At 73.6% G+C, this 23,457-nt stretch carries 17 protein-coding genes, 1 tRNA gene and 1 pseudogene (1 of these 19 only partly in view); 4 read left to right on the top strand and 15 right to left on the bottom strand.

The window, feature by feature from the left end; all coding sequences use genetic code 11:
- Positions 1–212: 212 nt before the first annotated feature.
- The 4 genes from ACZ6ZT_RS06905 to hrcA form a co-directional block, all read right to left on the bottom strand.
- Positions 213–956, bottom strand: coding sequence for a 16S rRNA (uracil(1498)-N(3))-methyltransferase (locus tag ACZ6ZT_RS06905; protein WP_469716240.1), 744 nt, complete (start codon positions 954–956; stop codon positions 213–215).
- Positions 953–2,044 (bottom strand): nitronate monooxygenase, encoded by a 1,092-nt coding sequence (locus ACZ6ZT_RS06900; protein WP_469716238.1) that lies wholly within the window; start codon positions 2,042–2,044, stop codon positions 953–955. The genes ACZ6ZT_RS06905 and ACZ6ZT_RS06900 overlap by 4 nt, the downstream gene beginning before the upstream one ends.
- A gap of 145 nt (positions 2,045–2,189) precedes the next feature.
- A complete protein-coding gene (gene dnaJ / locus ACZ6ZT_RS06895) occupies positions 2,190–3,329 on the bottom strand; it encodes a molecular chaperone DnaJ (protein WP_469716237.1) in 1,140 nt (379 codons plus the stop codon).
- Positions 3,330–4,346: a heat-inducible transcriptional repressor HrcA gene (gene hrcA / locus ACZ6ZT_RS06890; protein WP_469716235.1), complete on the bottom strand. Its 1,017-nt coding sequence runs from the start codon at positions 4,344–4,346 to the stop codon at positions 3,330–3,332.
- A 178-nt stretch (positions 4,347–4,524) separates the two neighbouring features.
- On the opposite strand from hrcA, the gene ACZ6ZT_RS06885 reads away from it, so the two are divergent.
- The gene (locus ACZ6ZT_RS06885) at positions 4,525–5,256 is read left to right on the top strand and encodes an MBL fold metallo-hydrolase (protein WP_469716234.1); all 732 of its coding nucleotides are present in this window, start codon (positions 4,525–4,527) and stop codon (positions 5,254–5,256) included.
- Between the two features lie 28 nt (positions 5,257–5,284).
- Positions 5,285–6,088, top strand: a complete 804-nt coding sequence (locus tag ACZ6ZT_RS06880) for a DUF3097 domain-containing protein (protein WP_469716232.1) — start codon at positions 5,285–5,287, stop codon at positions 6,086–6,088.
- Positions 6,089–6,120: 32 nt separating this feature from the next.
- Here ACZ6ZT_RS06880 and hemW read toward each other — a convergent pair whose 3' ends face one another.
- From hemW to lepA, 3 genes are all read right to left on the bottom strand, one after another.
- Positions 6,121–7,353, bottom strand: coding sequence for a radical SAM family heme chaperone HemW (hemW, locus tag ACZ6ZT_RS06875; protein WP_469716231.1), 1,233 nt, complete (start codon positions 7,351–7,353; stop codon positions 6,121–6,123).
- A 124-nt stretch (positions 7,354–7,477) separates the two neighbouring features.
- On the bottom strand, positions 7,478–9,370 hold the full coding sequence (locus ACZ6ZT_RS06870; RefSeq protein WP_469716229.1) for an AMP-dependent synthetase/ligase: 1,893 nt from the start codon (positions 9,368–9,370) through the stop codon (positions 7,478–7,480).
- 231 nt (positions 9,371–9,601) lie between these two features.
- A complete protein-coding gene (lepA, locus tag ACZ6ZT_RS06865; protein WP_469716227.1) occupies positions 9,602–11,467 on the bottom strand; it encodes a translation elongation factor 4 in 1,866 nt (621 codons plus the stop codon).
- 211 nt (positions 11,468–11,678) lie between these two features.
- On the opposite strand from lepA, the gene rpsT reads away from it, so the two are divergent.
- Complete coding sequence (rpsT, locus tag ACZ6ZT_RS06860; RefSeq protein WP_008738895.1) at positions 11,679–11,945, top strand: 30S ribosomal protein S20; 267 nt, start codon at positions 11,679–11,681, stop codon at positions 11,943–11,945.
- Positions 11,946–12,311: 366 nt separating this feature from the next.
- Here rpsT and holA read toward each other — a convergent pair whose 3' ends face one another.
- Positions 12,312–13,304 (bottom strand): DNA polymerase III subunit delta, encoded by a 993-nt coding sequence (gene holA / locus ACZ6ZT_RS06855; RefSeq protein ID WP_469716225.1) that lies wholly within the window; start codon positions 13,302–13,304, stop codon positions 12,312–12,314.
- Between the two features lie 61 nt (positions 13,305–13,365).
- On the opposite strand from holA, the gene ACZ6ZT_RS06850 reads away from it, so the two are divergent.
- Positions 13,366–13,608, top strand: coding sequence for a hypothetical protein (locus ACZ6ZT_RS06850; protein ID WP_469716223.1), 243 nt, complete (start codon positions 13,366–13,368; stop codon positions 13,606–13,608).
- 14 nt (positions 13,609–13,622) lie between these two features.
- Here the strand turns inward: ACZ6ZT_RS06850 and ACZ6ZT_RS06845 are convergent, their stop codons facing one another.
- The 7 genes and pseudogenes from ACZ6ZT_RS06845 to ACZ6ZT_RS06815 form a co-directional block, all read right to left on the bottom strand.
- Positions 13,623–14,504 carry a YceI family protein gene (locus tag ACZ6ZT_RS06845; RefSeq protein ID WP_469716222.1) on the bottom strand — a complete coding sequence of 294 codons (882 nt, stop codon included), beginning with the start codon at positions 14,502–14,504 and terminating at the stop codon, positions 13,623–13,625.
- A gap of 136 nt (positions 14,505–14,640) precedes the next feature.
- Positions 14,641–17,064, bottom strand: a pseudogene (locus tag ACZ6ZT_RS06840) (ComEC/Rec2 family competence protein); the annotation flags it as partial.
- A complete protein-coding gene (locus ACZ6ZT_RS06835) occupies positions 17,061–17,684 on the bottom strand; it encodes a ComEA family DNA-binding protein (protein WP_469716221.1) in 624 nt (207 codons plus the stop codon). The pseudogene ACZ6ZT_RS06840 and the gene ACZ6ZT_RS06835, both read right to left, overlap by 4 nt.
- Positions 17,685–18,376: 692 nt before the next feature.
- Complete coding sequence (locus ACZ6ZT_RS06830) at positions 18,377–19,222, bottom strand: DegV family protein (protein ID WP_469716220.1); 846 nt, start codon at positions 19,220–19,222, stop codon at positions 18,377–18,379.
- 82 nt (positions 19,223–19,304) lie between these two features.
- On the bottom strand, positions 19,305–20,063 hold the full coding sequence (locus ACZ6ZT_RS06825; RefSeq protein ID WP_469716218.1) for a hypothetical protein: 759 nt from the start codon (positions 20,061–20,063) through the stop codon (positions 19,305–19,307).
- 199 nt (positions 20,064–20,262) lie between these two features.
- Positions 20,263–23,136 (bottom strand): leucine--tRNA ligase, encoded by a 2,874-nt coding sequence (gene leuS, locus ACZ6ZT_RS06820; protein ID WP_469716216.1) that lies wholly within the window; start codon positions 23,134–23,136, stop codon positions 20,263–20,265.
- A gap of 302 nt (positions 23,137–23,438) precedes the next feature.
- Positions 23,439–23,457: transfer RNA gene (locus ACZ6ZT_RS06815), tRNA-Ala, on the bottom strand; it runs 154 nt beyond the window's last position.

Below are 23,457 nucleotides of genomic sequence, written 5' to 3'. Positions count from 1 at the left end.
CCCGCGCGCGCCGGCCGGGATACGACCAGACGCCCGCGCGCACAGGCGGGACTACGACCAGCGGCCCGCGCGCACCAGCGGGGACTACGTCCGGCCGCCCACGCGCACCGGCAGGGCCTCGTCCGGCCGCCCGCGCGCATCGGCACGGCTACGTCCGGCCGCCCCTGCGCACCGGCGAGACTGCGACCAGCCGTCCGTGCCCGCCCGCCGGACTACGACCAGCGGCCCGTGCGGGCCAGCAGGACGGCGGTCGCGGCCGTGCCCGCCGTCGAGGTGCGCAGCACCGAGCGGCCCAGCCGGTACGGGTGGGCGCCGGCCTCCGCGAAGGCGGCAAGCTCCTCCGGGGAGACCCCGCCCTCGGGTCCGACGACCAGCACCACCGAGCCGGAGGCGGGCAGCCGCACCGTGGCCAGGGGCCGCGAGGCGGCCTCCCGGTCCTCGTGGAGCACCATCGCCAGGTCCGCCTCGGCCAGCAGGGCGGCAACCTGCCGGGTGGACAGCGCCTCGGCCACCTCGGGGAAGCGCACCCGGCGCGACTGCTTGCCCGACTCCCGGGCGGTGGCCCGCCACTTGGCGAGGGACTTCGCCCCGCGCTCGCCGCGCCACTGGGTGATGCAGCGGGAGGCCTGCCAGGGGACGATGGCGTCGACGCCGGTCTCCGTCATCGTCTCGACCGCCACCTCGCCCCGGTCACCCTTCGGCAGCGCCTGCACCACGGTGATCCGTACGTCCGGCTCGGGCTCCTCGGCGGTCCCCGAGACGGAGACGACCAGCCGGTCCTTGCCCTCCGCCGCCGTGACGACCGCCTCCGCCCAGCGGCCGCGGCCGTCGGTGAGGACCAGTTCCTCGCCCGGGTTCAGCCGCTTGACCGACACCGCGTGCCGGCCCTCGGGGCCGTCCAGTACGTACTGCGGCCCCGCGGGGACCTCTTCGACCACGAACACCGGGGCCGTCATGACGCTCTCCTCATCTGCAACACCTTCAACGCGCGCTGCGCCTCGGCCAGTTCGGCCACCAGCACCTCCACCAGCCGCGCCGCGGGCAGCGCCCGCGCCAGCCGGTGGCCCTGCCCCGCCCACAGGGCCATGCCCTGCGGGTCGCCCGCCTCGGCGGCCGCCTTGCGCAGTCCCGCGGTCATGTGGTGGACCTGGGGGTAGGCGGCCGGGGCGTACGGTCCGTGCTCCCGCATGAAGCGGTTGACCAGGCCCCGGGCGGGGCGCCCGGAGAAGGCCCGGGTGAGTTCGGTGTGCCCGAACAGCGGGTCGGTCAGGGCCCGCTTGTGCAGGGGGTGCGCGCCGGACTCCGGGCAGGCCAGGAAGGCCGTGCCGAGCTGCGCCGCCTCGGCGCCCGCCGCGAGCACCGCTGCGATCTGGGCGCCGCGCATCAGGCCGCCCGCGGCGGTGATCGGGAGCGCCACGGCCTCCCGTACCTCGGTGACCAGCGCGAGCAGGCCGACGCCCGCCGTGCCGTCGGTCTCCGGGTCGTCGCGGTGGGTGCCCTGGTGGCCGCCGGCCTCGACGCCCTGGACGCAGACGGCGTCGGCGCCCGCCGCCTGGGCGGTGCGGGCCTCGTCGGCGGAGGTCACGGTGACGACGGTGCGCGTACCGGCCGCGCGCAGCCGGGCGAGGGCCTCGGGCACGGGGCAGCCGAAGGTGAAGGAGACGACCGGGACCGGGTCCTCCAGCAGGATGGCGAGCTTGGCCTCGTAGCCGTCGTCGCCGGTGCCGAGGGTGTCCTCCTCGGCGATCGAGACCCCGTACCAGTTGGCCTCGCCCGCGAGCTGGCCGCGGTAGGTCTCGATGGCGGCGGGATCGACGTAGCCGGTCTGGGGGAGGAAGAGGTTGACGCCGAAGGGGCGGCGGGTGAGTCCGCGCAGCCGCTTGATCTCCTGGTACATGCCGTCGGCGGTCTTGTAGCCGCCGGCGAGGCAGCCGAGTCCGCCGGCCTCGCACACGGCCGCGGCGAGGGGCGGGCAGGAGACGCCGCCCGCCATGGGAGCCTGCACGATCGGGTACGGGTGGAGACCGTTCGGTGCGGAGGACATGGACTGCATCGTGCCACGTCCGGCGCACCGCACCGAATCACGGCAATTCGCCTGGCATAGTCCGCTTCCCTCCCGCCGTGAGGGAAGCACGGAGCCCGGTCCGGGGCGTCCCCGGACCGGGCTCGTACGTGCTGTCGTACCGGGCTCAGCGGCCGTTGAAGGCGTCCTTCAGCCGGCTGAAGAGGCCCTGCTGGCCGGGGGCGAACTGGCCCGTCGGGCGCTCCTCGCCGCGCAGCTTCGCGAGCTGGCGCAGCAGCTCCTCCTGCGGGGCGTCGAGCTTGGCGGGAGTAGTGACCTCGACGTGGACGATGAGGTCGCCGCGGCCGCCGCCGCGCAGGTGCGTGACGCCGCGCCCGTGCAGCGGGATCGCCTGGCCGGACTGGGTGCCGGGCCGGATGTCGATCTCCTCCAGGCCGTCCAGCGTCTCCAGCGGGCACTTGGTGCCGAGCGCCGCCGCCGTCATCGGGATGGTGACGGTGCAGTGCAGGTCGTCCCCGCGGCGCTGGAAGGTCGGGTGCGGCAGTTCGTGGATCTCCACGTACAGGTCGCCGGCGGGGCCGCCGCCGGGGCCGACCTCGCCCTCGCCCGAGAGCTGGATCCGGGTGCCGTTCTCGACGCCGGCCGGGATCTTGACCGTCAGGCTGCGGCGGGAGCGGACCCGGCCGTCGCCCGCGCACTCGGGGCACGGGGTCGGGACCACGGTGCCGAAGCCCTGGCACTGCGGGCAGGGGCGCGAGGTCATGACCTGGCCCAGGAAGGACCGGGTGACCTGCGAGACCTCGCCGCGGCCGCGGCACATGTCACACGTCTGCGCGGAGGTGCCGGGGGCGGCGCCCTCGCCGGAGCAGGTGGTGCAGACGACGGCCGTGTCGACCTGGATGTCCTTGGTCGTCCCGAAGGCGGCCTCGTCCAGCTCCAGGTCCAGACGGATCATGGCGTCCTGGCCGCGGCGGGTGCGCGAGCGCGGTCCGCGCTGCGAGGCCTGGCCGAAGAAGGCGTCCATGATGTCGGAGAAGTTGCCGAAGCCGCCGGCGCCGAAGCCGCCCGCGCCCGCGCCGCCGCCCGAGGAGGACAGCGGGTCGCCGCCGAGGTCGAAGACCTGCTTCTTCTGCGGGTCCGAGAGGACCTCGTAGGCGGCGTTGATCTCCTTGAAGCGCTCTTGCGTCTTGGGATCGGGATTGACGTCCGGGTGCAGCTCGCGGGCGAGCCGCCGGAAGGCCTTCTTGATCTCGTCCTGCGATGCGTCGCGGCGCACGCCGAGAACGGCGTAGTAGTCCGTGGCCACTTACGACTCCGCCAGGATCTGTCCGACGTAACGTGCCACTGCGCGTACCGCTCCCATCGTTCCGGGGTAGTCCATGCGGGTCGGTCCGACCACGCCGAGTTTGGCGACTGCTTCGCCGCCCGAACCGTAGCCGACCGAGACGACCGACGTGGAGTTGAGTCCCTCGTAGGCGTTCTCGTGGCCGATGCGTACGGCCATCCCCGACTCACTGGCCTCGCCCAGCAGCTTGAGGAGCACGACGTGTTCCTCCAGCGCTTCGAGCACCGGCCTGATCGTCAGGGGGAAATCATGTCCGAAGCGGGTGAGGTTGGACGTGCCGCCGATCATCAGCCGCTCTTCCGCCTCCTCCGCCAGCGTTTCGAGGAGGGTCGCCAGGACGGCCTTGACGGTCGCCCGGTCGTCGGTCTCGAACGACTCCGGAAGGTCCTGCACGAGCTGCGGCACGTCGGTGAACCGACGGCCGACGACCCGGCTGTTGAGCCGCGCCCGCAGATCGGCGAGGGAGGTCTCGCCGAAGGGGGTCTGGGTGTCGACGAGCCGCTGCTCGACCCGCCCGGTGTCCGTGATCAGTACGAGCATCAGCCGGGCCGGGGCCAGCGACAGCAGCTCGACGTGCCGGACGGTGGAGCGGGTCAGCGAGGGGTACTGGACGACGGCGACCTGCCGGGTGAGCTGCGCGAGCAGGCGCACCGTGCGGCCGACCACGTCGTCGAGGTCGACGGCGCCGTCGAGGAAGTTCTGGATCGCCCTGCGTTCGGGCGTGGACAGCGGCTTGACCCCGGCGAGCTTGTCGACGAAGAGGCGGTAGCCCTTGTCGGTGGGGATCCGGCCGGCGCTGGTGTGGGGCTGGGCGATGTAGCCCTCCTCCTCCAGCACGGCCATGTCGTTGCGCACGGTGGCGGGTGAGACGCCGAGCCGGTGCCGCTCGGTGAGGGCCTTGGAGCCGACCGGCTCCTCCGTCCCGACGTAGTCCTGGACGATGGCGCGCAGCACTTCGAGTCTGCGTTCACTGAGCATCGCGCACACCTCCGGATGCGGTCGGTCGGTCGTCGGTCGGTCGTTCACTGTGCGTCGGCCGGGCTTCCCCGGCCCCTCGTTGGCACTCTGCGCACCCGAGTGCCAGAGATCCCCCGGTCAGTGTACGGGTGGGCGGTACGGGGCGGGCAAGGGTGGCCCGCCAGGGTAGCGTCGCCGCATGGACGTACGTTGGGAAGAGGCGGGCTGGGAACGGCTGACCGGACGGGCCGGACGACGACGGCTTCCGGTGTGGGACTGCACCGTGGGGCTGGTGGTGGGGGACGAGTCGGTGCTCCTGGTCGACCCCGGTTCGAGCGTGCGCGAGGGGACCGGGATCCGGGCCGAGGCGGAGCGGCTGACCGGTCGGCGCGTGACCCATATCGCATTCACGCACGGACATTTCGACCATGTGCTGGGCGCTCCGGCCTTCTCGGGCGCCCAGTGCTACGCGGCGGTCGGCCTGGACCGGCTCCTGGCGACCCCGGGCGGCCGCGAGGAACTGCGCCGCGGCGCGGTCTCGCACGGTCTGGACGAGGCGGAGGCCGCCGGGGCGGTGGAGCTGCTGCGGGCGCCGGAGCACCTGGTGTCGGGCGAGCGGACGCTGGAGCTGGGCGGCGTCCAGGTGCTGCTGGCCAACGTGGGGCCGGCCCACTCGCAGCACGACCTGACGGTGCTGGTGCCGGGCGAGCGGGAGGTGGTGTTCTGCGGGGACCTGGTGGAGGAGTCGGGCGAACCGCAGGCCGGCCCCGACGCCGTGCCCGGGCAGTGGCCCGCCGCCCTGGACCGGCTGCTGTCGCTGGCAGGGGACGACGCGCTGTACGTGCCGGGTCACGGAGCGGTGGTCGACGCCGGCTTCGTCCGTGGGCAACGCGCCACACTGGCGGCCCGGTTCGGCGTGTCGGGGGCGTGAGCGGGGCCGCTCTCCTATCGTCGGCCGGATGCGTGAGTACTCCCCCGACCTGACCCCGCAGTGGAAGCGCGCCAGGGCCGTGCCCGAGGTGCCCGCGGACCCCGATCTGGTGGTCGAGGTGGCGGGCACCGACTTCTGCGGGGCCGTGGTGGGCTGCGAGGCGGGCACCGTGACCCTGGAGGACCGCTTCGGCCGGCGGCGGGTCTTCCCCATGGAGCCGGCCGGCTTCCTGCTGGAGGGCGCGGCCGTGACCCTGGTGCGCCCCTCGCGGGCGCCCGCCGCGCCCGCCCGCACGGCGTCGGGCTCGCTCGCCGTGCCCGGGGCGCGGGCCAGGGTGGCGCGGGCGGGGCGGATCTACGTGGAGGGCCGCCACGACGCCGAGCTGGTGGAGCGGGTCTGGGGCGACGACCTGCGCGTCGAGGGGGTCGTCGTGGAGTACCTGGAGGGCGTCGACGACCTCCCGTCGGTGGTGGCCGGCTTCGCCCCGGCCCCGGACGCCCGTCTCGGCGTGCTGGTGGACCACCTGGTGCCGGGCTCGAAGGAGTCCCGGATCGCGGCGGCCGCGGCCGGCCCGGACGTGCTGGTCGTGGGCCACCCGTACGTGGACATCTGGCAGGCGGTGAAACCGTCCGCGCTCGGCATCCCGGCCTGGCCGGTGGTCCCGCCCGGCCAGGACTGGAAGACGGGCGTCTGCCGGGCCCTGGGCTGGCCCCCGAACACCGGCGCCGCCTGGCAGCACATCCTGTCGCGCGTGTCCTCGTACAAGGACCTGGAGCCGGTCCTGCTGGGCCGCGTCGAGGAACTGATCGACTTCGTCACGGCCCCGGCCTAGCCAGGGCGGGGCGCCGCGAGCCGCAGGGCCCCTCAGTCGACCAGGTCGCGCACCACCGCGTCGGCCAGGAGCCGGCCGCGCAGGGTCAGCACCGCGCGCCCGGCCTCGTACGGAGCCGCCTCCAGCAGCCCCTCGGCCAGCGCCTTCGCGGAGGCGGCGAGGCCGGCCGGGGCCAGCAGGGACAGCGGGACGCCGTCGGCCAGGCGCAGCTCCAGCAGGATCCGCTCCACGCGGCGGTCCTCCGCCGACAGCAGCTCGCGCCCCGCGCCCGGGGAGCGGCCCGCGGCCAGGGCCGCCGCGTAGGCGCCGGGGTGCTTGACGTTCCACCAGCGGACCCCGCCGACGTGCGAGTGGGCGCCCGGGCCCGCGCCCCACCAGTCGGCGCCGCGCCAGTACAGCTCGTTGTGCAGGCACCGGCCGGCCTCGGTGGTGGCCCAGTTCGAGACCTCGTACCAGGAGTACCCGGCCTCGGCCATGACGGAGTCCGCGATCAGGTACCGGTCGGCGTGGACGTCGTCGTCCGTCATCGGGACCTCGCCGCGGCGGATCCGGCGGGCCAGCTGGGTGCCCTCCTCGACGATCAGGGCGTAGGCGCTGATGTGGTCCGGCCCGGCGCCGAGGGCGGCGGCCAGGGAGGCCCGCCAGTCGTCGTCGCTCTCGCCCGGGGTGCCGTAGATCAGGTCCAGGTTGACGTGCTCGAAGCCGGCCGCGCGGGCCTCGGCGACGCAGGCCTCGGGGCGTCCGGGGGTGTGGGTGCGGTCCAGCACCTTCAGGACGTGCTGCCGGGCGCTCTGCATGCCGAAGGAGATCCGGTTGAAGCCGCCCGCGCGCAGCTCCGCCAGGTACGCCGGGTCCACGGACTCCGGATTGGCCTCGGTGGTCACCTCGGCGTCCTCGGCCAGCCCGAACTCGTCCCGGATCGCCGCGAGCATCCGTACGAGGTCCCGCGCGGGCAGCAGGGTGGGCGTGCCGCCGCCGACGAAGACGGTACGCACGGCCCGGGGGTCGTCGCCGAGCACCTTGCGGGCCAGGCGGACCTCGTCGATCAGGGTGTCGGCGTAGTTCTCCCGGGAGGCGAGCACGCCGCCGGTGCCCCGCAGCTCGGTGGCCGTGTAGGTGTTGAAGTCGCAGTAGCCGCAGCGCGTCGCGCAGTACGGGACGTGCAGGTAGAACCCGAGCGGCCGGTCCCCGGCACCCGCCAGGGCGTGCGACGGCAGCGAGCCGTCTTCGGGCATGGGTTCACCGTCGGGCAGTGCGGAAGGCATGGACCCATTGTCCCGCACCGCCCCATGGTCGTTTACGCGTCCGGCCCGGGGCGGCCGGACGGCCCGGCGAGCCCCGGCCGGGCCCCGGCCGGGCGCGCGGTCCCGGGCCGGACGGCCCGGCCGGTCAGGCCTCGCGGGCGCCCTCGTACATCTCGTCGATGAGGTACTTGAACTCGCGCTCGACCACCGGCCGCTTCAGCTTGAGGCTGGGCGTCAGGTCACCGTGCTCGACGTCCAGGTCGCGGGGCAGGAGGCGGAACTTCTTGACCGTCTGCCAGCGCTGGAGGCCCTCGTTGAGGGTCTGGACGTACGTCTCGACCAGGCGGCTGGTCTCGGGCGCCGCCAGGACCTCCTGGTACGTCTTGCCCTCCAGGCCGTTCTCGGAGGCCCAGACCAGGATGGCCGGCTCGTCGAGGGCGATCAGGGCGGAGCAGAAGTTCCGGTCGGCGCCGTGCACGACGATCGTCGACACGTACGGGCAGATCGCCTTGAACTGGTTCTCGACCTCGGCCGGGGCGACGTACTTGCCGCCCGAGGTCTTGATCAGGTCCTTCTTGCGGTCGGTGATGCGCAGGTAGCCGTCGGGCGACAGCTCGCCGATGTCGCCGGTGTGCAGCCAGCCGTCGCTCTCCAGCACCTCGGCGGTCTTGTCGGGCTGGCCGTGGTAGCCCTGCATGATGCCGGGGCCGCGGAGCAGGACCTCGCCGTCGTCGGCGATGCGGACCTCGGTGCCGGGCAGCGGCTTGCCGACGGTGCCGGTGCGGTAGGCCTCGCCGGGGTTGACGAAGGAGGCCGCGCTGGACTCCGTCAGGCCGTAGCCCTCCAGGATGTGGATGCCCGCGCCGGAGAAGAAGTAGCCGATGTCGGGGGCGAGGGCGGAGGCGCCGGAGACGGCGGCGCGCAGCTTGCCGCCGAAGGCCTCGCGGAGCTTGGAGTAGACGAGCGCGTCGGCGATCTTGTGCTTGGTGGCGAGGCCGAAGGGCGCGGTGGCCTGGCCGGTGCGGCGGAAGTTGTCCTGGGTGACCTTGGCGTACTCGCGGGCCACGCCCACCGACCACTGGAAGATCTTGTACTTGGCGCCGCCGCCGGCCCGGGCCTTGGCGGCCACGCCGTTGTAGACCTTCTCGAAGATGCGCGGGACGGCCGCCATGTAGGTGGGCTGGACGACCGGCAGATTCTCGATGATCTTGTCGATCCGGCCGTCGACGGCGGTGACGTGCCCGACCTCGATCTGTCCGGAGGTCAGCACCTTGCCGAAGACGTGGGCCAGCGGCAGCCATAGGTACTGGACGTCGTCCTGGGTGATCAGGCCGGTCGCGACGGTGGCCTTGGCCATGTACGACCAGTTGTCGTGCGGCAGGCGGACTCCCTTGGGGCGGCCGGTGGTGCCGGAGGTGTAGATGAGGGTGGCGAGCTGGTCGGCGGTGATGGCCGCGATCCGCTCCCTGACCGCCTCGGGGTGCTCGGCGAGGTAGGCGTTGCCGCGCTCCTCCAGCTCGGCGAGGGAGAGCACCCAGCCCTCCGGGTCGCCCTCGGCGGCGACCGCGTCGGCCGCCTCCATGACCACCACGTGCGCGAGGTCCGGCAGGCCCGCGCGGCGCTCGCGCGCCTTCGCCAGCTGGGCCGCGTTCTCGGCGATCATCACCCGGCTCTCGGAGTCCGCGAGGATGTACGAGGACTCCTCGGCGTTGGTGCTGGGGTAGATCGTGGTGACCGCGCCGCCCGCGCACATCACGCCGAGGTCGGCGAGGATCCACTCGACCCGGGTGTCGGAGGCGAGCGCGACCCGCTCCTCGGAGCTCAGCCCGAGCGAGATCAGGCCGCCGGCGATGGCGAAGACCCGTTCGGCCGCCTGCCCCCAGCTGAGCGACTTCCAGTCGTCGGGGCCGCCCTCCGGTCCGGCCGCGGGCACCGGGAAGCGGTAGGCCTCCGCGTTCGGCGTGGCGGCGACGCGCTCAAGGAAGAGGGCCGCCACGGTGGGCGGGCGGTTCTCGATCATGGTCTGTGTGTCGCTCACGACATCCTCCGGACCGGTCCACGCGCGGGGCGTGGGCGTGGGGGCGCTAGGGACGGGCGGGGGCGCCGGCGGGGGGACCGGCACTTTCGAACTGGCGAGTAACCATCGAGCAGTGATCAGCGTAAAGGCCGTGCGCCCGCCGCGTAAGGGGCCCCGAGCAGCCGCTTCATAACGAAAAGGGCCCCCATGCGTGTGCATGTGGGCCCTTTCGTACGGTCGGTCAGCGGCCGGTTACTTCTTCTTGGCGCCGGACTCGTCGCTGGAGAGGACGGCGATGAAGGCCTCCTGCGGGACCTCCACGGAGCCGACCATCTTCATCCGCTTCTTGCCTTCCTTCTGCTTCTCCAGCAGCTTCCGCTTACGGGAGATGTCACCGCCGTAGCACTTGGCGAGGACGTCCTTGCGGATGGCGCGGATGGTCTCGCGGGCGATGACCCGGGAGCCGATCGCGGCCTGGATCGGCACCTCGAAGGCCTGCCGCGGGATGAGCTCGCGCAGCTTGGCGACCAGGCGCACGCCGTAGGCGTAGGCGGCGTCCTTGTGCGTGACGGCGGAGAAGGCGTCGACCTTGTCGCCGTGCAGCAGGATGTCGACCTTGACCAGGCTGGAGGACTGCTCGCCGGTGGGCTCGTAGTCGAGGGAGGCGTAACCGCGCGTCTTGGACTTCAGCTGGTCGAAGAAGTCGAAGACGATCTCCGCGAGGGGGAGGGTGTAGCGGATCTCCACCCGGTCCTCGGAGAGGTAGTCCATGCCGAGGAGCGTGCCGCGGCGCTGCTGGCACAGCTCCATGATCGCGCCGATGAACTCGGTGGGCGCGAGGACGGTGGCCCGGACGACCGGCTCGAAGACGTCCGAGATCTTGCCCTCGGGGAACTCGCTCGGGTTGGTGACGGTCACCTCCTTGCCGTCCTCCAGGACCACCCGGTACACCACGTTGGGCGCGGTGGCGATCAGGTCGAGGCCGAACTCGCGCTCCAGGCGCTCGCGGACCACGTCCAGGTGGAGCAGGCCGAGGAAGCCGACGCGGAAGCCGAAGCCCAGCGCCGCCGAGGTCTCGGGCTCGTAGACCAGCGCCGCGTCGTTGAGCTGGAGCTTGTCCAGGGCCTCGCGCAGGTCCGGGTAGTCCGAGCCGTCGAGCGGGTAGAGGCCCGAGAAGACCATCGGGCGCGGGTCCTTGTAGCCGCCGAGGGCCTCGGTCGCGCCGTTGTGCAGGCTGGTGATGGTGTCACCGACCTTGGACTGACGGACGTCCTTCACACCGGTGATGATGTAGCCCACCTCGCCGACGCCCAGGCCGTCGGAGGGGGTCATCTCCGGGGAGGAGACGCCGATCTCCAGCAGCTCGTGGGTGGCGCCGGTGGACATCATCCGGATGCGCTCGCGCTTGTTGAGCTGCCCGTCGATGACACGGACGTAGGTGACGACGCCGCGGTACGAGTCGTAGACCGAGTCGAAGATCATCGCGCGGGCCGGGGCGTCCTTGACGCCGACCGGGGCCGGGACGGTGGCGACGACCTTGTCCAGCAGCGTGTCCACGCCGATGCCGGTCTTCGCCGAGACGCGCAGCACGTCCTCGGGCTGGCAGCCGACCAGGTTCGCCAGCTCCTCGGCGAACTTCTCCGGCTGGGCCGCCGGCAGGTCGATCTTGTTGAGGACGGGAACGATCGCGAGGTCGTTCTCCATCGCCAGGTAGAGGTTGGCCAGTGTCTGCGCCTCGATGCCCTGAGCGGCGTCCACCAGCAGGATCGTGCCCTCGCAGGCGGCGAGGGAGCGCGAGACCTCGTACGTGAAGTCGACGTGACCAGGGGTGTCGATCATGTTCAGGATGTGCGTGCTGCCCTTGCCCGCACCCTCCGTGGGGGCCCAGGGCAGACGGACGGCCTGCGACTTGATCGTGATGCCGCGCTCACGCTCGATGTCCATGCGGTCGAGGTACTGGGCGCGCATCTGCCGCTGGTCGACGACGCCGGTGAGCTGGAGCATCCGGTCGGCGAGGGTCGACTTGCCGTGGTCGATGTGCGCGATGATGCAGAAGTTGCGGAGCAGTGCCGGGTCGGTACGGCTCGGCTCGGGCACGTGGCTGGGGATCGCGGGCACGCGGTGTCCTGATTCTCGGGTCGCAGTCGGAAGCGTTTCCGGCTCTCGTCGGATCTGTACGCAGGTTCCCATGGTCCCATGGACGGGGCAGTGCGCTCGGTTTGGGCCGCTCGGAGCGTGCCTGGTAGCCTGGGCAGCTGTGTCTCGTATGCCCTCTCAGCTGTCGGGACACAATCCGAAGATCAAACTCTGAACCTGAAAAGGCTCTTTCGTGGCGAACATCAAGTCCCAGATCAAGCGGAACAAGACCAACGAGAAGGCGCGCCTGCGTAACAAGGCCGTCAAGTCGTCGCTCAAGACCGCGATCCGCAAGGCCCGCGAGGCCGTCCTCGCCGGTGACGTCGAGAAGGCCACCGTGGCTTCCCGTGACGCCGCGCGTGCGCTCGACAAGGCTGTCTCGAAGGGTGTCATCCACAAGAACGCCGCCGCCAACAAGAAGTCGGCGCTGGCCTCCAAGGTCGCCACCCTCCAGGGCTGAGCTCTGATGTGAAAAAACGCCGGTAAGGACCCAGCGGGCCCTCTCTTCCGCTCCGGACCGGCACACCGCGCCGCACGCGGCCTGCGTTCGCCACGCGGGTGCGGCGCACAACGGCAGTAGACGAAGGCCCCGGCCACCTCCCTTCCCCAGGGCGGCGACCGGGGCCTTCGTGCTGCCCGGGGGCCTTGAGCCCCGGCCGGCCCTCACAGCGGCGCCCGGCCCTGGCGGCGCCCGGCTCCAGCGGCGCCGGGCTCCAGCGACGCCGGCCCCTGCGTGGCGCCCGGCCCTGGAAGCGCCCGGCCCTGGTGGCGCCCGGCTCTGGGAGCGCCCGGCCCCTTGCGGCGCCGGCCCTGGTGGCGCCCGGTCCTAGTGGCGCTGGGGGCGGGCGGCGCGGGCCACGGCCACGACCGCCTTCTCCAGCGCGTACTCGGGGTCGTCGCCGCCGCCCTTGACCCCCGCGTCCGCCGCGGCCACGGCGCGCAGCGCGTCCGAGACGCCGTCCGCCGACCAGCCCCGCATCTGCTGGCGGACCCGGTCGATCTTCCACGGCGGCATGCCGAGGTCCCGCGCCAGGTCACCGGGGCGGGCCCCGCGCGGCGCGGAGGCCAGCTTCCCGATCGCCCGGACCGCCTGGGCCAGCGCGCTGGTGATCAGCACCGGGGCCACCCCGGTGGACAGGGACCAGCGCAGGGCCTCCAGGGCCTCGGCGGCCCGTCCCTCGACCGCCCGGTCGGCGACGGTGAAGCTGGAGGCCTCGGCCCGGCCGGTGTAGTACCGGCCGACCACGGCCTCGTCGATGGTGCCCTCGACGTCCGCGCACAGCTGCGTCACGGCGCTCGCCAGCTCCCGCAGGTCACTGCCGATCGCGTCGACCAGGTTCTGGCAGGCCTCCGGGGTCGCGGAGCGCCCCAGCGTCCGGAACTCGCCCCGGACGAAGGACAGCCGGTCCGCCGCCTTCGTCATCTTCGGGCAGGCGACCTCCCGGGCCCCCGCCTTGCGGGCCGCGTCCAGCAGGCCCTTGCCCTTGACCCCGCCCGCGTGCAGGAGCACCAGGGCGATCTCCTCGTACGGCGCGGCGAGGTAGGCCTTGACCTCCTTCACCGTGTCCGCGCCCAGGTCGTGCGCGTTGCGGACGATCAGGACCTTCCGCTCGGAGAACAGCGAGGGGCTGGTCAGCTCGGCCAGCGTGCCGGGCTGGAGCTGGTCGGAGGTGAGGTCGCGCACATCGGTGTCGGCGTCGGCGGCGCGGGCCGCCGACACCACCTCCCGTACGGCGCGGTCGAGCAGCAGGTCCTCCTGCCCCACCGCGAGGGTGAGCGGGGCAAGCGGTTCGTCGGTGGGGTTCTTCCTGGTGGCCATCGTCCCCAGCATCCCACGGCCCACTGACAGCCCCCCGCTCCCGGTGCCCGAGAATGGCCGGGTGAACGTGCGACATGTGCTGGTCCTGCCCGACCGCGACGCCGCCGAGGAGGTGGCCCGGGAGGCCGCCGACCGCTTCGGCCTGCCCGAGGAACCCCAGTTGGTCCGCGACGCCCTCGCCGGCGAGGACGACGCGGAGGACGCCCAGTGGCTGGTCGTCGTCGAGGACCCGCGACAGCTCCTCGACTCCGCCTCGCTGGACGGCCTCGCCGCCGAGTACGAGGGGTGGCTGGAAGCCCCGTAGCGGGGGCGCCCCGGCTACGCCTTGTGGACGATCTGGACGTCCAGCTCCACTTCCACGGTCGGCCCGAGTGCCGCGACGCCGTGCGCCAGGACCGACTGCCAGTTCAGGCTGAAGTCCTCGCGCCGCAGCTCGGCCGTGGCGCGGCAGGCGGCCCGCGGCTCGCCCTCCAGGCCGGTGCCGGTGCCCAGGTACTGGGTGTCGAGGGTCACGGACCGGCTGACGCCGTGCAGGGTGAGCGCCCCCGCGACCGCCCACCGGCTGCCGCTGCGGTGGATGAACCGCTCGCTGTAGAACTCCACCGTCGGATGGCGGGCGGCGTCGAGGAAGTCCGCGGACCGCAGGTGGTCGTCCCGCATCCGCAGACCCGTGTCGATGCTCGCCGCGTCGATGATCACGTGCATGGAGGAATCCTCCATGCGCTCGGCTATCCGTACCGCGCCGGCGAAGGTCGCGAACCGGCCGTGGATCCGGGCGAAGCCGATGTGGCGGGCGGTGAACCCGATCGACGAGTGCGCCGGGTCCAGTTCCCAGTGTCCGGGCTGCGGCAGCAGCGGCGGCTCCACCGCGTCCAGGATGATCTCCGCGGTGCCGGGCTGCGCCGGGTCCCCCACCAGCGTCGCCCCGTGGAAGGGCGCGTAGCCCTCGGCGGTCACGGAGAGCCGGTACTCCCCTTCCGGCATGGCGGCCGTGAACCCGCCGTAGGGATCGGTCTCCCCGCTGACGACCCGTCTGCCGATCGGATCGGTGACCTCGAACTTGGCCTGGCGAAGCGGCTGGTGGACCGTGTCGAGCACCCGACAGCTCAACAGCCGCGCCGTGGGCGGCAGGGTCAGGGTGGCGGATGTATGCGAGCCGGCACTTCCGGCCGTATCCATCCCCCGTCGGCGTCCGAACATGACTGATGCACCCCCGTGCTGTGTGGACTTGGACCGTTCTGGCGGAAACGCATTCGATCATGCTGTCGGGTCGGGGGCAAACAGAACGGTCGCTCCCGGTATGCCGGGAGCGGCTCCGGCGCCGTCCGGCCGGAAACGCCCGCATCCCCGAGCCGCTCCCGGTGACCGCCACGGAGCCGTCCGTATCGGTGCGCAGCACGGTCGTCCCGCGCGCCCTCAGCCGCGCGAGCGTCACCGGTGCGGGGTGGCCGTAGCGGTTGTCCGCGCCGACGGGGACGATCGCGAGCCGTGGCCGGATCCGCTCCTGGAGCCCCGGGTCCTGGTGGGCCGAACCGTGGTGGGCCACCTTGAGGACGTCCACCGGCCCCAGCTCCGGATGCTCCCTCAAGAGGGCCTGCTGGGAGGGCGGTTCGAGATCACCCAGCAGCAGGAGCGTCAGCCCCGACGTGTGCACCAGCAGGGCGACGCTGGCGTCGTTCGGACCGTCGGGCGGCGGTCCGGAAACCGGCGGCCACAGCACCTGCCACTCCAGCGGCCCGGCCCCGCGCCGCTCCCCCGCGACGGCCGGCACCACCGGCACCCCGGCGGCCGCCGCGCTCCGCCGGACCATCGCGGCCTGCCCGGGCGGCTCCTCCAGGGTGGTGGTCTGAATCACACCGACGGACCGGCCCCGCAGCACCCCCGAAAGCCCTCCGACGTGGTCCGCGTGGAAGTGGGTCAGCAGGAGCAGTGGGACGCGACTCACACCCAGGGCGCGCAGACAGGCGTCCACCGGACCGGGCTCCGGCCCGGCGTCCACGACGACGGCCGTCCCCGGCCCTGCGGACAGCACGGCGGCGTCCCCCTGGCCGACGGCGCACTGGACGTACTTCCAGTCCGGCGGCGGCCAGCCGGTGAGCGTACGGGTCAGCAGCGGCGGCCGCAGCACCACGACCAGCAACACCACCACCAGCCCCCAGCGCACCGCCCGCCGCCGCCCGTACCGGGCCCCGAACCCCACGACCGCCAGCGTGGCCGCACCGAGCAGCAGCCCACCGCCGAGCCCGCCCGGCCAGGGCAGCTCCGCCCCCGGCAGCCGCGCCCCGGCCCGGGCCACGGCGGCGATCCACCCGGCCGGCACCCCCGCGCACCAGGCGAGCGTCTTCGCCGCCCCCATCCACAGCGGGGCCACGGCGAGCGCCGCGAAGCCGAGCACCGTGGCCGGCCCCGCCGCGAGCTCCGCCAGCAGGTTGCACGGCACCGCGACGAGACTCACCCGGGCCGAGAGCACCACCACCACCGGCGCGCACACCGCCTGGGCCGCGGCCGCCGCCCCCAGCGCGTCGGCGAGGCGCGGCCACATCCCGCGCCGCCGCAGGGCCTCACCCCACCGGGGCCCCAGGGTGAGCAGCGCCCCCGTGGCCAGCACCGAGAGCAGGAACCCGTAACTCCGGGCCAGCCACGGGTCGTACAGCACCAGCAGCAGCACCGCCCCGGCCAGCGCCGGGATCAGGGACCTGCGCCGCCCGATGGCGAGGGCGAGCAGGGTGACCGCCCCGCAGGCGGCGGCCCGCAGCACGCTCGGCTCGGGCCGGCACACCACCACGAAGCCCAGCGTCAGCGCGGCCCCGCCCAGTGCCGTGGCGCGCAGCGACAGCCCCAGCCGGGGCGCGAGCCCGCTCCGCTCGACGTGCTGCGCGCGGGCCGGCGCCCCGATGAGCAGGTACAGCACCACGGTCAGGTTGGATCCGGAGACGGCCAGCAGGTGCAGCAGGTCGGTGGCTTCGAACGCCGCGTGCAGGTCGGGCGGCACCCGGGAGGTGTCCCCGACCACCAGCCCCGGCAGCAGGGCCCTGGCGTCGGCCGGGAGCCCCTCGGTGGCCTCCCGCAGCCCGGCCCGCAGCACCCCGGCGACGCGCTGCGCCGGGCCGGGGCCCCCGGTCACCACGGGCGGGGCGTCCGCCGCCGGCCGGAGCAGCGCGATGGCCCGTTCCCCGCCGCGCCCCGGAGCCAGCCGGGCGACCACCCTGACCCGGGTCGACGGCTGCAGCCCGGCCCAGCCCGGATGCCCGGCCAGCACCCGCACCGGCGTCTCCACCCGGGTCCGCGTCCCGTCCGGCCCCGTCACCCCGGTCACCACCGCGTCCAGCGCCACCACGGGCGGCCCGCTCCCGCCCCGGGCGGCCCGGGGGTCGGACCCGACGGTGAGCTCCGCGAGGACCCGGGCGTGGTCCCGGGCCAGCCCCACCACGGGCCCCGCCCGGGCCTCGGCCCGCTCCAGCCCGGCCACCCCCGCCCCCGCGGCCCCGCACAGCAGCGCGGCGGCCGCGGCCGCCCCGACCCGCCACGCCGGCCACACCCGGCGACGGGCCCGCACCAGCAGCACCCCCGCCACGGCCACCGCGAGCCCCGCCCCGGCGGCCGTCCACCCGCCGGGCAGCCCGAGCGCGACGGCGGCGGCGCCCCAGGCGGCCACCGCCGGCCCCGCCAGCCGTAGATCGGTCGCCGCCACGGCCCGCCCGACTCGGTCCGGCTCCGGCCCCGGCTCCGGCCCCCCACGCGGCTCACCCGGGGCCCTCACGGCCGGACCAGCTTCCGCAGGTCGGCGAACCGGCGCTCGCCGATGCCCTGGACCTGCCGGAGGTCCTCCACGGCCCGGAACCCGCCCCGGGCGGTGCGGAAGTCGACGATGTGCCGGGCCAGCACCGGCCCCACCCCGGGCAGTCCGTCCAGCTGGTCCACGGTCGCGGTGGCCAGGCTCAGCGGGCCGGGACCCGGACCGGCACCCCCGACGGCGGGCTGCGCGGTCGCCCCCACCAGTACCTGTTCGCCGTCCACCAGGACCCGGGCCAGGTTGAGCCCGGTCGTGTCGGTACCGGGCCGCACTCCTCCGGCGGCGGCCAGCGCGTCCTCCACCCGCGAACCGCCGGGCAGCCGCCGCACCCCGGGCTCCCGGACCTTGCCGCCGACGTCCACCACGACGCGGGCGCCCCCGGGCCCGGCCGGCGCCGACGCCGATGCCGACACGAGGGCCGGGGCCGGGGCGACCACCGCGGGGGCCGTCACCGCCTCCGGGCGCCCGGACCAGTACTGCTGGGCGGCGAACCCCACCGCCGCGACCAGCACCACGGCGACGGCGGCCACCGTCCGCGGCTCCACCCCGCACCGCGCCTGCACCCACACCGGCAGCCGCTCACGCACCCCGAGCCGCCACCCACCCGCAACCGCCCCACCACCACCCAACCCCGGCGCCGCCACGTCCCCAGGCTCCCCAGGCTCCCCAGGCAAAGACCCGACCACCTCCGGCGCCCGCACACCCCCAGCCCCCTCAGCCGAAGCCCCACCCGACTCCGGCGTCTCCTTGGCAGGCTCCCCCGAACGGCCATCCCCGCCCTCGGACTCCCCCTCGGGCCAAGCGCGCGGATAGGCCCCCCTCCAGGGCTCCGCATCGGGCGGCGGATCGGCCACCCGGACCCCGCCGTCCCCCGACCCGGCGCCCGCCCCCACATCCACCCCCGGCGGCGCACCACTTGCCAGCAGAACCTCCGCCCGGCGCCGCAACACAGCGGGGTCGGGCCGCACCCGCCGCCGCTCCCGCAGCCGCCCGTCGGAGCCACGCCACCGCCCCGGCCCACTCCCGGCACCGGCCCGAGCCGGCACCCCCGCAGACACGGAGCCAGGACCACCGGCCCCAGGCCCTCCAGCCCCCGCAGACCGGGACCCACCAGCCCCGGCCCCACCGCCCTCACCAACGCCCTCAACCGGGCCCGCCACACGCGTTCGCAGAGTCGTCATGCCCCGACGCTAGGCCCGATCCGCGACCCCCGTTCGGAAGCCTCAATTCCGGTGGATGGAGCCCCCGTTGTGGATAACCCCATCACCCGTTCCGGTGATCAGCGGGGCGATACGACCGCCGCCAGCAGCCCCGGCCCGGTGTGCGCGCCGATCACCGCCCCGACCTCGCTGACGTGCAGCTCCACCAGACCCGGGATCCGCTCGCGCAGCCGCTCCGCGAGCTTCTCCGCCCGCTCCGGCGCCGCCAGGTGGTGCACGGCCACGTCCACGCTCCGCGCCCCGGCCCGCTCCACGGCCAGCTCCTCCAGGCGCGCGATGGCCTTCGAGGCCGTCCGTACCTTCTCCAGCATCTCGATCCGCCCGCCGTCCAGCGTCAGCAGCGGCTTGACCGCCAGCGCCGAGCCCAGCAGCGCCTGCGCGGCCCCGATCCGCCCTCCCCGCCGCAGGTAGTCGAGGGTGTCCACGTAGAAGTACGCCGACATCTCCCCGGCCCGCTTCTCGGCGGCGGCCACGGCCTCGTCGACGGTCCCGCCGGCCTCGGCCGCCTCCGCGGCGGCCAGGGCGCAGAAGCCGAGGGCCATCGCGACCATCCCGGTGTCGACGACCCGGACCGGTACCGGAGCCGTCTTCGCCGCGACCACGGCGGCGTCGTAGGTGCCGGAGAACTCCGCCGAGAGGTGCAGGCTCACGATGCCGGTCGCACCGGCGTCCGCCGCCGCCCCGTAGGCCCGTACGAACTGCTCCGGGCCGGGGCGGGAGGTCGTGACCGACCGGCGCTTCTGCAGGGCCACGGCGAGGCTCCGGGCCGAGATCTCGGTGCCCTCCTCAAGGGCCTCGTCCCCCAGGACCACGGTCAGGGGAACGGAGGTGATCCCGTGCCGCGCCATCGCCGAAGGGGGCAGGTAGGCCGTGGAATCGGTGACGATCGCGACATGGCGGGACATGAGCCGGAGGTTACCTCCACAGGCCGCGATCCGGCAGCCCGGACCTGCACACCCGCACCCGCACACCCACCCCCGAACACCCTCAGGTGGTGGCCTCCGGCCGCGGCGTCTTCTGCCACGGGTAGCGGGCCGCCGGAGCGGCCGGGTTCAGCGACGCCGGCCGCGACTCCGAATCCGCACCGCCCGCACCACCGGCACCGCCCGCACCCGCACCGCCCGCACCACCGGCACCACCCGCACCGCCCTGCGCGTCCCACGCGGCCGCCGCGGCCGCCAGGTCGTCCACCGACTCCCGCGACCAGTCCCGCAGCGCGCCCGACTCCATCTCGATCTGCTCGGACAGCGCCGCCAGATCGTCGGCCGCGAACCGGCGTGCGCGGTCGCGCACGGCCCAGCGCAGCGAATCAGCCGCCTGCGTGATCTTCGCGGCGCGTTCCCGCAGGTCCGGCAGCATCTCCGCGATGCGCCGCCGGTCCGGCTCCTGCTCCAGCCGCTTCAGCTCGTCGTCCAGCTCGTGCCCGTGGGCGCTCAGCCGCTCGAAGAGGCCGATCGACTCCTTCAGCGAGGCGTCCGCCTGCACCCCCTGGTAGAGCGCCTGCTGCGTGGCCCGCATCGACGTCCGCAGGTCCAGCCGCAGCTGTGCCAGCGCCCCCGAGACCCCGACCTGGCCGAGGCTCTTCGCCTTCAGGGTGGTGTCTTCGACGGTGCGGCGGGCCTGCGTGATCGTCCGGTCCACGCCCCGCTTGGCCGCGCCGACCGCCTTCACCGCGACGAACACGCCCAGCCCCAGGAAGGCGAACAGCATCAACAGAGCAAAGATGATCAAAGCGCCCGCCTCCATGAGGGTTCCCTTTCCTCCGCCGTACCGTCCCGTCCCTCCACCGTAAACGCCAAGGGCAGGCCAGGGGTTCCAAACGAACCCCCAACCTGCCCGTACGGGATGTCCCCCACCTCCCCCGCCGGGGGGGAGGACGGCGGCCGGTCACCCACCTCCCCCGGCGGGGAGCACGGGGGGGGGACCGGTCACCCTCAGATGACGATCAGATGACGATGTTCACCAGCTTCGGCGCGCGCACGATCACCTTGCGGATCTCGGCCCCGCCCAGCGCCGCCACGACGCCCTCGTCGGTGACCGCCAGCCGCTCCAGGTCGGCCGCGGAGATGCCCGGCGGCACCTCCAGGCGCGCCTTGACCTTGCCCTTGACCTGCACCACACACGTCACGGTCTCGTCCACGACGTACGCCGGGTCCGCGACCGGGAAGTCCTGGTGGACCACCGAATCGGTGTGACCCAGGCGGTGCCACAGCTCCTCCGCGATGTGCGGCGCCAGCGGGGCGACCAGCAGCACCAGCCGCTCGGCGACCGAGCGCTCCAGCGGCCGGCCCGCCTTCGTCAGGGTGTTGTTCAGCTCGGTGATCTTGGCGATGGCGGTGTTGAACCGCAGGCCCGCCATGTCCCCGCCGACCCCGTCGATCGCCTTGTGCAGCGCCCGCAGGGTGTCCTCGCCGGGCTCCGCGTCCACGACGGTGACCTCACCGGTCTCCTCGTCGACGATGTTGCGCCACAGCCGCTGCAGCAGCCGGTACTGGCCGACCACGGCGCGCGTGTCCCAGGGACGCGAGACGTCCAGCGGACCCATGGCCATCTCGTACAGGCGCAGGGTGTCCGCGCCGTACTCCTCGCAGATCTCATCGGGCGTGACGGCGTTCTTCAGGGACTTGCCCATCTTGCCGTGCTCGCGCTTGACCGGCTCGCCCTGGTGGAAGTAGGCGCCCTCGCGCTCCTCGACCTCGGCCGCCGGGACGTAGACGCCGCGCGCGTCGGTGTACGCGTACGCCTGGATCATGCCCTGGTTGAACAGCTTGTGGAACGGCTCCGCCGAGGAGACGTGACCCAGGTCGAACAGGACCTTGGACCAGAAGCGCGCGTACAGCAGGTGCAGCACCGCGTGCTCGGCGCCGCCCACGTACAGGTCGACACCGCCGTGCGGCGCGCCCTCGCGCGGGCCCATCCAGTACTGCTCGATCTCCGGGTCGACCAGCGCCGAGGCGTTGTTCGGGTCCAGGTAGCGCAGCTCGTACCAGCAGGAGCCGGCCCAGTTCGGCATGGTGTTGGTCTCGCGGCGGTAGCGCTTGACGCCCGCGCCGTCACCCAGGTCCAGCTCCACGTCGACCCACGCCTCGTTGCGCGACAGCGGGGTCTCCGGCTTGGAGCCCGCGTCGTCGGGCGCGAAGGTGCGCGGGGAGTAGTCCTCCACCTCCGGCAGCTCCAGGGGCAGCATCGACTCGGGCAGCGGGTGCGCGACGCCGTCCTCGTCGTAGACGATCGGGAAGGGCTCGCCCCAGTACCGCTGGCGGCTGAACAGCCAGTCGCGCAGGCGGAAGTTGACGGTGCCCTCGCCGATGCCGCGCTCGGCCAGCCAGTCCGTGATGGCGGCCTTGGCCTCGACGACGCCCAGGCCGTCCAGCGAGATGCCCTCGCCGGCCGAGTTCACCAGCTTGGCGTCGTACGAGACGAACGCGTCGTCCCACTCGGCCGGGTCGGTGCCGCGCCCGTCGGTCGGCTCGACGACGCAGCGGATCGGCAGCTCGAAGGCGCGCGCGAACGCGAAGTCGCGGACGTCGTGCGCCGGTACGGCCATGATCGCGCCGGTGCCGTAGCCCATCAGGACGTAGTCGGCGATGAAGACGGGGACCTGCTCGCCGCTGACCGGGTTGGTCGCGTACGCGCCGGTGAAGACGCCGGTCTTGTCCTTGGCCTCGGCCTGGCGCTCGACGTCCGACTTCGAGGCGGCCTGCTTGCGGTACGCGTCGACGGCCTCGGCCGGGGTCGCGTAGCCGCCGGTCCACACGGAGTGGGTGCCCTCGGGCCAGGCGGCCGGGACGATCGGGGCGACCAGCTCGTGCTCGGGCGCCAGCACCATGTAGGTGGCGCCGAACAGCGTGTCGGGGCGGGTGGTGAAGACGGTGATCGCACCCGCGTCGCCGACGGGGAAGTCGACGCGCGCGCCCTCGCTGCGGCCGATCCAGTTGCGCTGCTGCAGCTTGATGGCCTCGGGCCAGTCCAGCGCGTCCAGGTCGTCCAGCAGACGGTCGGCGTACGCGGTGATCCGCATGTTCCACTGGCTCAGCTTGGCCTTGAACACCGGGAAGTTGCCGCGCTCGGAGCGGCCCTCCGCGGTGACCTCCTCGTTGGCCAGTACGGTGCCCAGCCCGGGGCACCAGTTCACGGGCGCGTCGGAGGCGTAGGCCAGCCGGAAGCCGTTCAGTACGTCGGCCCGCTCGGCCGCGGTCAGCTCCGCCCAGGCGCGGCCGCCGGGGACCTCACGGGTGCCGGCCTCGAAGGCGGCGACCAGTTCGGCGATCGGGCGGGCCTGCCGCGCGTCGGCGTCGTACCAGGAGTTGTAGATCTGCAGGAAGATCCACTGCGTCCACTTGTAGTACTCGGGGTCGATCGTGGAGACGGAGCGGCGCTTGTCGTGGCCCAGGCCCAGCCGGCGCAGCTGGACCTTCATGTTGGCGATGTTGGCCTCGGTCGACACCCGCGGGTGGGTGCCGGTCTGCACGGCGTACTGCTCGGCCGGCAGGCCGAAGGCGTCGAAGCCCAGGGTGTGCAGGACGTTGTGGCCGGACATCCGCTGGTGGCGGGCGAAGACGTCGGTGGCGATGTACCCGAGCGGGTGGCCGACGTGCAGCCCCGCACCGGACGGGTACGGGAACATGTCCATGATGAACTTCTTGGGCCGGGCGACGACCGCCGGGTCACCGGCCAGGTCACCGGTCGGGTTGGGCGCCTCGTAGGTGCCCTCCGCGTCCCATACGTCCTGCCAGCGTGCCTCGATGTCGGCGGCCATGGCAGCCGTGTAACGGTGCCCCTCGGCCGCCTCGGGGGCCGGGGTCTTCGTCTCGCTCATGATTTCTGAAGCTCCATCGATCGTCTCTGCCGTCTCTGCCTGCCCAAACGAAAAAACCCCTCGCACAGGAGGGGACGCCGCGCCGATGCCGACCGTCTCGAAGGGTCGGTGCTGATCAGCGCGGCTCGGTAAGCAGAAGGCGTACGGCACGCATGGCGCCAGGGTACCGCAGGGGCCCGGGCCGACGCTCTGCCGTTCCGCACGCCGAGAAGAACGACCCCAAGAACCACAACAACCACAACAACAACCACCACACAACAAGAAGCGGGCCACCCGATCCGGGTGGCCCGCGTCTCCGACTGTGGAGCTAAGGAGAATTGA

The sequence above is a fragment of the Streptomyces sp. NPDC102258 genome (genome assembly GCF_055584685.1).
The sequence above is the reverse complement of the archived record's forward strand: the minus strand, read 5'-3'. Positions and strand labels throughout refer to the sequence as shown.

Bases quoted from the DNA above. Each gene is read 5' to 3' on its own strand.
- ACZ6ZT_RS06905 (WP_469716240.1), bottom strand. From the start codon at position 956: ATGACGGCCCCGGTGTTCGTGGTCGAAGAGGTCCCCGCGGGGCCGCAG.
- ACZ6ZT_RS06900 (WP_469716238.1), bottom strand. From the start codon at position 2,044: ATGTCCTCCGCACCGAACGGTCTCCACCCGTACCCGATCGTGCAGGCT.
- hrcA (WP_469716235.1), bottom strand. From the start codon at position 4,346: ATGCTCAGTGAACGCAGACTCGAAGTGCTGCGCGCCATCGTCCAGGAC.
- ACZ6ZT_RS06885 (WP_469716234.1), top strand. From the start codon at position 4,525: ATGGACGTACGTTGGGAAGAGGCGGGCTGGGAACGGCTGACCGGACGG.
- ACZ6ZT_RS06880 (WP_469716232.1), top strand. From the start codon at position 5,285: ATGCGTGAGTACTCCCCCGACCTGACCCCGCAGTGGAAGCGCGCCAGG.
- hemW (WP_469716231.1), bottom strand. From the start codon at position 7,353: ATGCCTTCCGCACTGCCCGACGGTGAACCCATGCCCGAAGACGGCTCG.
- holA (WP_469716225.1), bottom strand. From the start codon at position 13,304: ATGGCCACCAGGAAGAACCCCACCGACGAACCGCTTGCCCCGCTCACC.
- ACZ6ZT_RS06845 (WP_469716222.1), bottom strand. From the start codon at position 14,504: ATGTTCGGACGCCGACGGGGGATGGATACGGCCGGAAGTGCCGGCTCG.
- ACZ6ZT_RS06830 (WP_469716220.1), bottom strand. From the start codon at position 19,222: ATGTCCCGCCATGTCGCGATCGTCACCGATTCCACGGCCTACCTGCCC.
- ACZ6ZT_RS06825 (WP_469716218.1), bottom strand. From the start codon at position 20,063: ATGGAGGCGGGCGCTTTGATCATCTTTGCTCTGTTGATGCTGTTCGCC.
- leuS (WP_469716216.1), bottom strand. From the start codon at position 23,136: ATGAGCGAGACGAAGACCCCGGCCCCCGAGGCGGCCGAGGGGCACCGT.